Origin of the sequence: Hymenobacter sp. BT559 (genome assembly GCF_016427535.1) — a bacterium.
Classification (GTDB): Bacteria; Bacteroidota; Bacteroidia; order Cytophagales; family Hymenobacteraceae; genus Hymenobacter.
Map to the genome: position 1 here is coordinate 165,711 of NZ_JAELXV010000007.1, position 13,403 is coordinate 179,113.

At 61.1% G+C, this 13,403-nt stretch carries 9 protein-coding genes; 4 read left to right on the forward strand and 5 right to left on the reverse strand.

The annotated features are described in order from the left end of the window. Positions 1 to 13: 13 nt before the first annotated feature. The 3 genes from JAO77_RS20665 to JAO77_RS20675 all read right to left on the reverse strand — a co-directional run bounded on the left by JAO77_RS20665 (position 14) and on the right by JAO77_RS20675 (position 3,288). The gene (locus JAO77_RS20665; protein ID WP_198992337.1) at positions 14 to 883 is read right to left on the reverse strand and encodes an SDR family oxidoreductase; all 870 of its coding nucleotides are present in this window, start codon (positions 881 to 883) and stop codon (positions 14 to 16) included. Positions 884 to 1,224: 341 nt separating this feature from the next. After that, positions 1,225 to 2,337, reverse strand: a complete 1,113-nt coding sequence (locus tag JAO77_RS20670; protein ID WP_198992338.1) for a toxin-antitoxin system YwqK family antitoxin — start codon at positions 2,335 to 2,337, stop codon at positions 1,225 to 1,227. Positions 2,338 to 2,472: 135 nt separating this feature from the next. Further along, positions 2,473 to 3,288, reverse strand: coding sequence for a cyanophycinase (locus JAO77_RS20675; protein ID WP_213019448.1), 816 nt, complete (start codon positions 3,286 to 3,288; stop codon positions 2,473 to 2,475). A gap of 158 nt (positions 3,289 to 3,446) precedes the next feature. Between JAO77_RS20675 and mgtE the strand changes: the two genes are divergently transcribed. Both mgtE and xrtX read left to right on the forward strand, forming a co-directional pair. Next, complete coding sequence (mgtE, locus tag JAO77_RS20680; RefSeq protein ID WP_198992340.1) at positions 3,447 to 4,829, forward strand: magnesium transporter; 1,383 nt, start codon at positions 3,447 to 3,449, stop codon at positions 4,827 to 4,829. A 105-nt stretch (positions 4,830 to 4,934) separates the two neighbouring features. Further along, complete coding sequence (xrtX, locus tag JAO77_RS20685) at positions 4,935 to 6,008, forward strand: exosortase X (protein WP_198992341.1); 1,074 nt, start codon at positions 4,935 to 4,937, stop codon at positions 6,006 to 6,008. 6 nt (positions 6,009 to 6,014) lie between these two features. On the opposite strand, the gene arfB is transcribed toward xrtX, so the two are convergent. Both arfB and JAO77_RS20695 read right to left on the reverse strand, forming a co-directional pair. Further along, on the reverse strand, positions 6,015 to 6,422 hold the full coding sequence (gene arfB, locus JAO77_RS20690) for an alternative ribosome rescue aminoacyl-tRNA hydrolase ArfB (RefSeq protein ID WP_198992342.1): 408 nt from the start codon (positions 6,420 to 6,422) through the stop codon (positions 6,015 to 6,017). Between the two features lie 101 nt (positions 6,423 to 6,523). Beyond that, positions 6,524 to 7,471 carry a 3-oxoacyl-ACP synthase III family protein gene (locus tag JAO77_RS20695; protein WP_198992343.1) on the reverse strand — a complete coding sequence of 316 codons (948 nt, stop codon included), beginning with the start codon at positions 7,469 to 7,471 and terminating at the stop codon, positions 6,524 to 6,526. Positions 7,472 to 7,715: 244 nt separating this feature from the next. Here JAO77_RS20695 and JAO77_RS20700 point away from each other — a divergent pair, with 244 nt between their 5' ends. Then, entirely contained in the window at positions 7,716 to 8,156 is a 441-nt protein-coding gene (locus JAO77_RS20700; RefSeq protein ID WP_198992344.1) for a hypothetical protein, read from the forward strand. 257 nt (positions 8,157 to 8,413) lie between these two features. Next, a complete protein-coding gene (locus tag JAO77_RS20705; RefSeq protein ID WP_198992345.1) occupies positions 8,414 to 13,312 on the forward strand; it encodes a reprolysin-like metallopeptidase in 4,899 nt (1,632 codons plus the stop codon). Positions 13,313 to 13,403 lie beyond the last annotated feature (91 nt).

The window sequence follows — 13,403 nt, forward strand, 5'->3', positions numbered from 1 at the left end:
GCCTAGGTCGGCACTAGGCATTTACGACCGAGCCACCGTTGGGGTGCAGCGTCTGGCCCGAGAAATAGGAGGCGTCTTCTGAAGCCAAGAACACATAGGCAGGTGCAACTTCGGAGGGCTGGCCGGCGCGGCCCATGGGCACGTCTTTACCAAAAAAGGGCAGCTTGAGCAAGCCTGCGGCCGTTACGAAAGGCGTCCAAATGGGGCCGGGCGCTACCGAGTTTACCCGAATGCCCTTCTTCACAAGCTGCAGCGATAAAGCCCGCGTAAATGCCTCGATGGCGCCTTTGGTAGAGGTGTAGTCGAGCAACTGCTCGTTGCCCTTGTAGGCATTCACCGAAGTGGTATTGATGATGGCCGCCCCTTCCTTCAGGTGCTTCAGCGCCGTGCGCGTGATGCGGAACATGGCGATGATGTTGAGGTTGAAGATGCTATCTAGCTCCTCGTTAGTGATTTCTTCGAGCGAATCGTGCCAGTTTTGCTCGGCGGCGTTGTTGACGAGCACATCGAGCTGGCCGTACTCTGCTACGGTGCGCTCTACTATTTCTTCGCAAAAAGCGGGTACTTTGAGGTCGCCGGGCAGCAGCAGGCAGTGGCGACCTTCGGCCTGCACTAGCTGCTGCGTTTTTTCAGCATCTTCCTGCTCGCTAGGCATGTACACGATGGCTACGTTGGCGCCTTCGCGAGCAAAGTGCACGGCCACGGCCCGGCCAATGCCCGAGTCGCCGCCCGTAATGAGGGCCACTTTATTCAGCAACTTATCGGCGCCTTTGTAACCCTCGCGGATGTATTCGGGCTCGGGCGTCATTTTGTGTTCGAGGCCGGGGTGACCGGCGCCGGCATCCTGCTTTTGGGGCGGGAAGATGGTGGGTTTGTCAGACATAGAAAGGGAAAGTGAGTGTTACCGAGGAGCTTCAACGCAAGAATTCCCATCGGGTTAGCTCAAGTGTACAGGCACACTGGCAGATTTTAGCCGATGCCGCTTTCCTTTTGTCCACATTCTACCTGGCACCTAGGCAGGCCCTATGCTCATCAATCTTGCGGACAGCACCATTACACTGCTCCCTTTATCAAGGCAAACTCAAAAGGTCATGCAGTGCGCAGCGAAGCATCTCGCGTGCTGACGTCTGCTAACGTTAGAGATTACTGCGCCACGCAAGATGCTTCGCTGCGCGCTGCATGACCTTACTTACTGCCGCAGGACAGACCTTGGCCTCCAACAACCTAGGGAGCGGGCGTAGTCGGCGAGGCCGGCACGGCGGGCGGCGTGGCTACGGGCGCCTTGGGCGGGTGGTAACCAGGGCGGCGCTCCTGAGCCTTACGCACGGGCGCCCGCTGGGCGGGGGGACCGTGGCTGCCGGGACGGCGCGGGTCGTTTTTGGTGGCGTCGGGGTCGGCCTCGCCGCGCTTGTCGAGGTTCTTTTCTTTGTCGTAGATGGGTGAACCGCCGTGGCTGTACTCCCGAATAAGTTCGGGCTCGGCTACTTCGGGCTCGTAGCCGGTTTCGCCGTACTGAAACACGTAGTGGCGGTAGCCTTTATAGTCCCAGTAGTTGGTCCACTCGCCCACGCGGCGGCCGTTCTCGAAATGGCCGCTCCACTCGCGCTTGCCGTCGGCGGTGTACTTCACGTAGTCGCCTTCCAGCTTGCCATTTACGTAGGGCACCACCTCCTTTATCATGGTGTTGCCGCCGTCGTAGTAGCTGATGTTGGCATCGCGCGGGAAGCCCATCTCGAAGTGCGACTTGGCCGTGAGGTTGCCCTTGACGTCGTAGCGCTCCCAGCGCAGGTGCTTGGTACCTAGGGCGTAGTAGCCCGACTCGATGACCTGGTTGTTGCGCATCCGCTTAAACGGGCCGTGCAGCACCTTGTCGGCGCTGGGGTCAAGCTCACCGTTAGCAGCGAATATTTTGTGCTTACGCGGGTTGTAGTAGTAAGCCGCTGGCGCCATCGCGCTAGGCTGCTTGAAGTTCTTGAGGTAGTAGAAGATGACGATTTCCTGGCTTTTGCCGGTGCCCGTCTTGTAGAAGCCCTTCTTGATGCGCTCGCCCAGGAAAAGCTTTTTCTTCTTGGGCGCCTTGTCTTTGCGTTGGGCAGTTTTTTCGGCCTCTTTGGCGGCGCGCTCCTCTTCTTTTGTCAGCACGGCCTTGCGGCCGGCGGTGCTCAGCTTAGGGTTTTTCTTGCCAGTAGTGGTGAGGGTATCGCCGGGCGCGGCGGCCCCGGCCAGCAGCGGCTGGTCGAGTTTGGAGTTAAACGATACGGTTTTGCGCATGCAGGCCCCAGCCAGCAGCAGGACAAACAACACGGCCAGGCGCGGCCCAAAACGGAGTAACGGCATTATCCTAAGCTTATTCGGCAGCCCAACGCAAATATATCCCTATTTGGTGCCCAGCTTTTTATCAATGAGTAGTGAGCAACGAGCAATGGACAGTTGACTGTAGCATCTTTTATGCCGCCATCAACGACTCATTGTTCATTGATAATTGCTCATTACTAAGGTGTCGCCGGCCACTAGTAGGTCTACGCTGAGGCCGCGGGCACCTAGGGGCTTGCCTTTGGGCAGCGTGGCCACGTTGTTGGCCGTTACGTGGTGGGCATCGACCACCACTACTACCTCGGTGCCGAATACCTCGGCGGGGCGGCCGGGGTGCAGCAGCAGGCCAGTTTCTTCGCTCAGGCCCAGGCCCAGCAGGTGGGGGTGAGCCAATACGGCGTGCAGCAAGCGCGGGTATCGCTCGCGCTCGATGAAGTGTTGGTCAATGAGCAGGTTGGGCAGCAACCCTAGGCCTGGTATTACCTCGATGCCGCCGCCTAGCAGGCTGCGCCAGCCGCGGCCGGCCACCAGCATTTGCTCGCCCAGGGCCGAGGCGCCGGCACTGGTGCCGGCTAGCAAAAAGCCCGCCTCATGCTGGTAGCGCTGGCGCAAAATCTCTAAGAACTGCGTGCCAGCCAGGCACTCGGTCAGCCGCTCTTGGTTGCCACCGGTCAGGAAAACCAGGCCGGCCGCTTGCAGCCGGGCCAGGGTGGCGGGCGCGTCGGCAGGGTGCTCGGCATCTACCTGCAGGTGCGCCACGTGCGGGCACCCTAGGGTGCCCAGCACGCGAGCGTAGCCAGCATGCGTGGCGGCCGGCTCGTGGGCCGTGGCGGTGGTCAGTATCTCGATGGGCGCGTGGCGGTCGGGCAGCAGCCCAGCCAGCATGGCCAGCGTGGGGTCGTCGTAGCCACCGCCCAGCAGCACAATGGTTCCTAGGGGCGCGGCGGCAGCAGAGGGCACAGAAACAGGAGTCAAAGCAGCGGAAGGAAGTGTTGCAGAGACGAAGTACGCCAAAATTGCCACCTAGGCCGTGTCTTACAACGTAACTGGGCCGTAATTTTGCCGGGCGCCCCAACTCTTGCCTAGCGAAACACTCATCCCTACCGACATTTTTCGGTTTTTACGCCCTGCCTATGACCTCGCCCGAAACCGTGGACCATATTACATCGCTAATCCAGGAGGGCGAATTTTTTAAGCTGAAAAAGCTATTGCGTTCTTTTCAGCCCGCCGAGCTGGTTGAGCTGATTGAAAACGAGGACGAGCGCGAGCAGCTTATTATTTTTCGGTTACTTCCGCTGCAGCTGGCCACCGAGGTCTTTGAGTACCTCGACCTGGAAATACAACGCCACTTTCTAGATAATCTAGCGCAGGACAAGATTACGGACATCCTCAACGAGATGTCGCCTGACGACCGCACGGCGCTGCTCGAGTACCTGCCCGCCAACTTCGTGGCCGAGCTGGTGCAAAACCTCTCGGAGCCCGAGCGCCGCGTGACTTTGCAACTGCTGGGCTACCCCGAGTACTCGGTGGGCCGCCTCATGACGCCTGACTACATCGCCATCCGCGAGAACTGGACCATTCAGCAATCGCTCGACTACGTGCGCCAGCACGGCGGGCAGTCCGAAACGCTGAACGTGCTCTACGTGACCGATGCCCGCGGCGTGCTCATCGACGACATTCGCATCCGGGAGTTTCTCTTGGCCAACCCCGCCACGCGGGTGCGCGACCTCATGGACCACCGCTTTGTGCAGCTCACCGTGGACCAGGACCAGGAAGATGCTATCGACGTGTTTCGGCGCAACGACCGCGGCGCGCTGCCCGTGGTGAGCGCCGACCAGGGTATTCTCCTAGGTATCGTGACGCTGGACGATATTCTGAGCATCCGGGAAGAGGAAGACACTGAGGACATCCAAAAATTCGGTGGCTCTGAAGCCCTGGACGAGCCTTACATGACCACGCCGCTGATGCGGCTGGTGCAAAAGCGCGCCGGCTGGCTGGTAGTGCTGTTCTTGGGCGAGCTGCTGACGGCCTCGGCCATGCAGTTCTTCGAAGGCGAGCTACAAAAAGCCATCGTGCTGGTGCAGTTCATTCCGCTGATTATCAGCTCGGGCGGCAACTCGGGTTCGCAAGCTACTTCGCTCATTATCCGGGCCATGGCCCTAGGTGAGTTTACGTTGGGCGAATGGTGGCGCGTACTGCGTCGCGAGCTAGCGGGCGGTATCATGCTGGGCCTGATTTTGGGCCTGGTGGGCTTCGGGCGCATCGCCATCTGGCAGAGCATCAGCCCGATATATGGCCCGCACTGGCTGCTGGTGGCGCTTACGGTGGGCGTAGCGCTGGTTGGCATTGTGCTGTGGGGCAGTATTGCCGGCTCGATGCTACCGCTGATACTACGCCGCCTGGGCCTCGACCCGGCCACCTCGTCGGCCCCCTTTGTTGCCACGCTGGTCGACGTAACGGGGTTGATTATCTACTTCACCGTAGCCCTAGTGATGCTACGAGGCACCCTGCTGTAAGTAGCCACCTAGGGGCTCTGTTGGCAGCCCCCGCGCCAAAGACGCTACGGCAGCTTTGGCGCGGGGGCTGTAACTTTAACTACCTCTTAGGTTTTACTTTACAATATGGCGGCATCGTCTACTGCTACTCTTTCCTCTTCTGCGGCGCCGGGCACGCGCCAGCTTTGGCGCTTTGGCCTGGTCAGTGGCGGCTTTCTGCTGCTCTGGATTATTGGCATGGCCTACGGCCTGGGGGTCAATAGTCCGCTAGATGCCTTGCTGTGCCGGCAGCTGGCGGTGGGTAGTGTGTGGGGCCTGCGTGCTATAGGCTGGCAAGCTGGGGTAGCCACCGACATGCCTAACCTGCTGCTGCTAAACGGCCAGCCGACTGTGGTGGTAGGCGCCCCCTGCGATGGCCTGGTGCTGTATGTGTTGCTGGTAGGTTTCGTACTGGCCTACCCGGGCCCCACCCAGCGGCGGCTGTGGTTTATTCCGGCGGGCATTGCGGCATTGTGGCTGCTCAATGTCATCCGCATTATGGCGCTGGCACTCAACCACCGCTACTCGCCCGAAACCTTCGATTTTGACCACCACTATGCCTTCAGCGCGGTGGCTTATGCAGCCCTAGGTGGCCTCTGGCTGCTTTGGACGCGCCAAGCGCCGGCCGCTACGGCGGTAGCAACTCCCCTCCCGGCAGCCGTGCCAACGAACGCAGTGGCCCCCAACTCGTGGCTTACGGCGCGGGCCGCGGCGGGCGTGGTGCTGCTGGCAGTGCTGGCGCTGGTTAGCATTTTTCAGAGCAATATGGTGGCGGCTCTCAGCCGGGGCTGGGCGGCGCTGTTGGCCACGGGCCCGGCCTGGCTGCACTACGTGCCGGGCGCCTCGGCTGCCGATGTGCCGGCGGGTGTTAGCCACTTGGCGCTGCCAGTGGGCGTGGCTTTTCTAGGGTTGTTTCTCGTTATCAGCCTCACGGGGCTGTGGTTGCTTTTGCCGGCCCGCGCTTGGCGGCAGGCGTGGCTTTGCTACGCGGGCATTGGGGCCGCCTGCTTGCTGCTGCTGGCCCTAGGGCGCGCTGGTGGGGGCGCGGGCACGTACCGCCTAGGTCGTCTGCTGCTCGATTTTCTGGCTTCGCTGCTGCCGGTGGTGGGTTTGCTGGTGCTGCTGTGGCGCCCCACGGCGGCACCTCAGACAGCCAAGTAACTCTGGCTACTCAAATCGGCGGCGGTTAGCTTTCTTTTCGCCTTGGCGCTTCTTACTTTCTAGGCGCTGGCGCACGGCGCCGGCACTGGGGCGGGTGGCGCGGCGCGGCTTGGGGCGGCGCAGGCTTTTTTGCAGCAGCTCGCGAAAGCGCGTTAGGGCAATTTCCTTGTTGCGCAGCTGGCTGCGGTCGTCTTGGGCTACTACTAGTAGGTAGCCCTCGGTGGTGAGCTGGCCGGCCAGCTTTTCCAGTATCAGCTGTTTCTGCTCCTCGCTCAGTACCTGCGAGCTTTGCAGGTGCCAGCGCAGCTCTACCCGACTTTCTACCTTATTCACATTTTGCCCGCCCGGCCCGCTGGCCCGGCTGGTCTGAAACGTGATTTCGGGCAGAAAAGCAGCGGCGGGCGGGAGACTCATTTAACAATTATCAATTAGCATTTAACAATTCAAGAACAATAACTGAGACGGTTATTACTACCGCCTAACTGTTAAATGCTAATTGATAACTGTTAAATGATTTACTTCTCCAGCAGCATGGCACCGTAGGAGTAGCCGCCGCCAAATACGGTCACGATGAGCTTATCGCCTTCCTTAAGCGTGCTCCACACTTCGGCTACGCCAATGGCCGAGCCAGCGCACCCCGTGTTACCTAGGCGCTCGATGTTGTTGACGGCGCGGGCAGGGTCGAGGCCGAGCTGCTTCACCACGTTAGCCGAGATGCGCAGGTTGGCTTGGTGCGGTATCAGGTAGGTGAGCTGCTCTACGGTCAGGTTGTTTTTATCGAGCAGCTGCTGGGTAATGCGCGTCATGTAGGTGCACGCCTGCTGAAAAACATCGCGGCCGAAAGGCATTACGATACCTTTCTCGACTGGCTTGAGCGTGACGGCTTCATCGGCTTTGCCTACTGGGGCAGCCCCGCCGGTCATCACCTGCACCACCCGCAAATCGCCGGGAGCCAGGCGCTCTTTGGTGAAGAGCAAAGCGGCTGCGCCGTCGCCCCACAGGTGGCCCGCAATGGTGTCTTCCTCGTTGTTGTAGGCCGTGTTGTGCTCGGTTACTACCACCAGCGCTCGGCTAGCCTTACCTAGGGCAAAGTACCCTTCCACAATCTCGACGGCATTGAGCAGCGATGAGCAAGCCGACGAAACACTTATCGTGGGTATCTCATTGATGTTCAGCTCACGCTGCACGGCGTGCGCGGCGGTGTAGATGGTATCGTGGGGCGTGTAGGTACCCGCCACGATGAGGTCGATACCGGCCGCGTCGAAGTCGGGTAGCTCGGCCAGCAGGGCGCGGGTAGCGGCTACGCCCATAGTGTTGGCGTTTTCGCCGGGGCCTGCTTTACGGCGCTCCCGGATGCCGGTGCGCTCGATTATCCAGTCGGAGGCCAACCCGTTGAGACGGGTAAAATGTTCGTTGGTAACAACGGCCGCCGGCAAGTAGGCAGCCACGTGATGCAAGTACACGCAGTGGGTAGTGGGTGGTAGAATATCAGTACAAAGTTCCGGCTAACACGCGCTGGGCGCCGAATAAAACCCGCAAAAGCCGTAATCTTATACGTTAGCTGGGCGCTAACCCCGTTGAAAATATACACTAGGACCGGCGCCGGGGGCGTTGGCACCGTACTTGCCAAGGCTACTGCCTGGCAGTTTTCTTCTATTTTTTATGCATTTACGATTTTTAGGGTTTGGCGGGTTGCTGAGTCTGCTAATGGCTCATTCCGCAGCTGCCCAGAAATACAATACCGCCGCCGGCGTGCGCCTGGGAGGCGGCAACTACGGCATCACCTTGCAGCAGCGCGTGGCCTCGCGCATAACCATCGAGGGCATTGCCGGGCTGCGCGAGCGCGAGTACAGCGGCACGGTGCTGGGCGAGTACCACTTCGGCATTCTGGGGCCTAGCCTCAACTACTACTTTGGCGCGGGCGGCCACCTAGGGAATAATAAGGATACCGGCGGGTTTGGCGGCTTCGACGGCTTGGTGGGCGTGGAGTATAAGGTGGCTTTCCTGCCGGTAGTGCTCAGCTTCGACTTTAAGCCTAGCTACGAGATTAACAGCGATGACTATGCGCGCTTCCCTACGGCATTTTCGATTCGCTATGTGTTCATCAAGCGCAAAACCAATCTTTTTGACCAAATAAGGGGACGCTAAGCAAAGCTCAGCGCACTCACTTGCTTGCCAGCGCTAATTCGCGACAAGTAGCCACAACGGCTACCTAGGCTAATGCCTTATAGTGTAAAAAGCTATAAAGGCGGCCTAGGTAGCCGTTGTGGCTTTATGGAAAATCAACCAGCCGATTCCTGGAATTTTACAAGCATGGCTAAAGCAATCAGTGCTCATCTGGCGTAGCTTTGACAATATTCACCCCACACTCTCATTCTATAATCCAACTTTTTCCCGTTCATTTCATGCTGCATCATTACTTACGCTTACTCATTGCCTACGCCCGGCGTAGCGCGGGGGGCATGGGCATAGCCCCACTGCTGCTAGGTGCCCTCGGGCTACTGCTCACTTTTGGCGCGCAGGCGCAGCAAGGGCCGGCTCCGGCGAGCTTCTTCACCGACGATGCGGGAGCGCGGCGCGTAGCTGCTACTTCGCCCGCAGCCGCGGCGCTGACAGCCTCACGCGCCCTCACCCTGAACGAGCCGGGCCTGCGCACTGCGCTAGCTACGGCACCGCTCGAAAGCAGAGGTAGCGCTATTAAGCCTTTGATTATAACCTTGCCCCTACCCGACGGTACCAACACCCGCTTCGCCGTGCGCGAGTCGCCGATAATGGCGCCTAAGCTGGCAGCAAAATTTCCGAACATCAAGACCTACGTGGGCGTGGGCCTCGACGACCCCCACGCCACGGTGCGGCTCGACCTAACGCCGCGGGGCTTCCATGCCCAGGTGTTATCTAGCAAGACCGGCGATTTTTTCATCGACCCGGCCGCTAAAGCTGACACGCAGCACTACCTCAGCTTCTGGAAGCGGGCTATGCCGGGCCGGCAATTTGAGTGCAATACCAAGGAGGAAGGCGCGCTACGCCCCGATGCAGGCAAGGGGGCAGACAACACCGCGGGCCGCACCAGCGGCCCCGTGCTACGCACCTACCGGCTAGCCATGGCCGCCACGGCCGAGTACACCGCCTACCACGGCGGCACGGTAGCCCTAGGGCTGGCTGCCATCGTCACGAGCGTAAACCGCGTGGTGGGTGTGTATGAGAAGGAGCTGGCCGTGCGCTTTGTATTGGTAGACGATAATGCCTCGCTGGTATATACCGATGCGGCCACCGACCCCTTTGACAACGACAATGATAACAACGCACTGCTAGCTCAAAACCAAATTAATACCGATGCCATTATCGGCACCGCTGGTTATGACATTGGGCACGTATTCAGCACGGCCAGCGGTGGGGTAGCTGGCCTGGGCGTGGTGTGCCGCGACGGCCTGAAGGCGCAGGGTACCACTGGCACCCGCACGCCCATTGGCGACGCCTTCGACATTGACTACGTGGCCCACGAGATAGGGCACCAGTGCGGCGGCAGCCACACCTTTGACAGCACCACGGGCAGCTGCGGCGGCGGTAACCGCAGCGGCAACACGGCATTCGAGCCGGGCTCGGGCACGACCATTATGGCCTACGCGGGCATTTGCGGTGCTACCAATACGCAGTTGAACTCGGACGCTTACTTCCATGTGGGCAGCTACGACCAGATTTTGGCTTACCTAGGGTCTACTTCCTGCGCGGCTACGGCCAGCACCGGCAATGCCCCGCCCTCTATCTCGCTGCCCACTAGTGGCCTAGTGCTGCCAATTGGCACGCCATTTAAGCTTACGGCCAACGCCTACGATACCGACGGCGACGCCCTTACTTACAACTGGGAAGAGTACGACCTAACTCCCAACGGCGCCGCCTCGCTCGATGCGCCGCAGGTGGATGGCGTGACGATGCCGCTGTTTCGGTCGTTCAGCCCCGTGGCCAGCCCCACCCGCTACTTCCCGCGCCTGAGCGACCTTGTCAACAACACCACCAGCCTGAGCGAGCGCCTGCCCACCGTGACGCGCGAGCTGCGCTTCCGCGTGACAGTGCGCGACCAGCACAATGGCCCCCTAGGTATCATTGGCGGCGTTAATAGCAGCGCCATCGTGAGCCTGAACAGCACCCGCGCGGCCGGGCCGTTTGTGGTATCTGCTCCCAACACAGCCGCAGTAACCTGGGCTGGCGGCAGCACCCAGCCCGTAACCTGGGATGTGGCCGGCACCAACGCCAACGGCGTGAACTGCGCCACCGTGAACATCCGCCTCAGCACCGATGGCGGCCTCACCTACCCCACCGTGCTCTTGGCCAGCGCACCCAACAATGGCTCGGCCACCGTAACGGTGCCCAGCGTGGCTACTACCACGGCCCGCATCATGGTAGAGGCAGCTGATAATTACTTCTTCGACATCTCGAACGCCAACTTTACCATTACCGCGCCAGCCGCCGCCTGCGCTGCCCCCACCGACCTCAGCGTGAGCGCCATCACGGCCACGTCGGCCACGGTGGGCTTCATGGCTAGCAGTTCGGCTACGTCGTATGTGGTCACGACCTCGCCGGCCACTACTACCCAAACGGTAACGACTTCGCCGGTGAGCCTCACAGGCCTGGCTCCGGGTGTCAACTACACAGTAAGCATCGCGGCGAGCTGCGCGGCGGGCGCTACGGCCACCACGGCCAGTGTGAGCTTTGCCACCACGCCCCCGCCTGTGTGCCCCGATATCACGAACCTAGCCGTGAGTGCCATCACGAATACCTCGGCCACGGTGACGTTTACGCCGGCCGCGGCTACTACTACCTATACTATCACCACCACGCCGGTTACCACCACCCAAACCATCACGGGCTCGTTGATAAACTTGGTGGGGCTAACGCCTGGCACGGCCTACACAGTAAACGTGGTGAGCAACTGCGCTGGCGGCGGCACTACCACCAGCACTGTCGACTTTGGTACCATCCCCAGCAACGATGAGTGCACCGCTGCCATTAGCCTCACGCCGAGTATGACGTGCACCGGCACTAATGGCACCGTCACCGGCGCTACGGAGTCGATTGCTTCTTCTTCATGCAGCGGTGCCTCCGCCAATGACGTGTGGTACAGCTTCGTGGCTACGGCAGCCCCGCTGCACATTGTGCAGCTCGACAGCCCCTTCGATGGCGTACTAGAAGTGATGACAGGTGACTGCGGCACGCTAAGCAGCCTGAGCTGCGCTGATGCAGAGGGGTCTGGCACCGAAACCATAGGCCTGACAAGCCTCACGGCCGGCACGCGCTACTACGTGCGGGTTTACCCTTATACTACTTCTGCTACGGAAGTAGTGTCGGGTACGTTCACGCTGTGCGTTACCTCCATCGGCGACCTAGTAGTGGGCGACACCCGGGCCATTGGCGGCTCGTATCGCAACGTGACCGTGACCAGCACCGGGTCGGTGTCGCTCTCGGATAACCTTACCATCTATGGCACGATGACCGTGGCCAGCGGCGGCGCGGTGCGCACCGATGACGTGGCCTACTACATCCAGGGTCCGGGCCGCTTCGTGCTGTCGGCCGGGGCTACGCTCATCGAGCCCAACATAGCCGGCATTACCATCAACGGCAGTGGCGGCTTCTTTTTCTCCCGCACCAGCCAGCTGCAGCTCAGCACCGATGCCAACTATGTGTTTGCAGGGGCCGGTACTCAGCAAACCGGCGCGCTAATGCCACTGCGGGCCCGCAACGTGACGGTGAACAACAACCGCAGCGTTCTCCTTACTCGCAACCTGACGGTGGCCCAGGTGCTACGCCTCCAGCGCGGTAATCTCACCCTCAACGGCAATTCGCTGCTGCTGCCCTCGTCGGCCGCAGGCACTGCCCTAGTCGATAACACGGGGGGCGTGGTAACTGGCGCTACAGCCAGCATGCAGCGCTCCCTCACGGGCGGCGTTACGGGACCGGCCTACCGCCACTACAGCTCGCCCGTGACCGCGCTGCCGTTTGACAGCCTGCGCACAGGCGGCACCGCGCCCGTAGTGAATGCGGCGTATAACACCAGCGCAACGCCGGGCGCGACTACTCCCTTTCCCACGGTATTTGGCTACGACGAAAGCCGCATTGCGACAACTACTTCTTCGTATAGCGACTTCGACAAAGGCTGGTTCTCACCGGCCAGCCTCAGCGAAACCATGCAGCCCAACCGCGGCTACACCGTAAATGCGCCGGCCACCGGCACGCCAGTGCGCTTCACGGGCACCTTTAACACGGGCGCCCAAAACTCGGGCGAGCTCACACGCGGCACCAGCGCCGATGCCGGCTGGCAACTCCTAGGTAACCCCTACCCCTCGCCACTCGACTGGAGCACCGTTACGCCTACCCAGCGCCCTGGCCTGGATGCGGCCATGTCCGTCTTCCAGAGCACCGGCCAGTACGCGGGCACCTACCGCTCGTATGTGAATGGCATCGGTGGCACCGCTGCCCAAATCGAAGCTGGCTCGGGCTACTTTGTGCGCGTGACCGCGCCCGGCACCAACGGCGCCGTTAACCTGACCAATGCCAACCGGGTCACCACCTTTGGCAGCCAGAACGCCTTTGGCCGTACCACTGCCGATGTGCGCCCGCAGTTGCAACTGCGCGTGGCGGGCGCGGGCCTCAGCGACGATGCTTACCTCTATGTCGAAGCCGGCGCGACGACCAGCGTCGATGCCGAGTACGATGCCGTAAAGATTCCGAATCCGACAGGCCTGAACCTGGCCTCGCTTGTGGGCACCACGCCGCTGGCCATCCAGGGCCTGCCCACGCTGGTCGGCACCGCCGAAGTAGTGCTACCGCTGGCGCTAGCTGCGCCCGCCGCTGGCAGCTATACCTTCGAGGTAGCTGACCTCGCCAACTTCGGCGCCACGACGCTGTACTTGCGCGATGCGGCTACCGGTACTCAGCAGGCCTTGGCGGCAGGCACGCGCTACAGCTTTACACTGGCTACTGCCGCGGCGGGCCGTGGGCGCTTTGCGCTGGTGCTGCGCCCATCTGCCACGCTGGCCACCCAGGGCCCGCTGGCCCCGGCCCAAGTCACGGTCTATCCTAATCCGGCCCGCGTTAGCTTCACGGTAGAGGTACCGGCCGTGCCCGCCGCCAACCGGGTAGAAGCTGAGCTACTCAATACCCTAGGGCAGGTGGTGCGCCGACAGTCGGTGGCACTGCCCACCAGCGGCGCGCACTTCACGGTGCCCACCGCCGGGCTGGTAACCGGGGTTTACACGCTACGCTTGCAGGCGGGCGCATCCACCATCATCAAGCGCGTCGTTATCGAATAATTTGATGACAGTGGCCTCGCGGCCTGTACCAAAAAAAGCGTCCTGGCTAGTAGCCAGGGCGCTTTTTTTATTTTGTTCAATGCACTAGCCT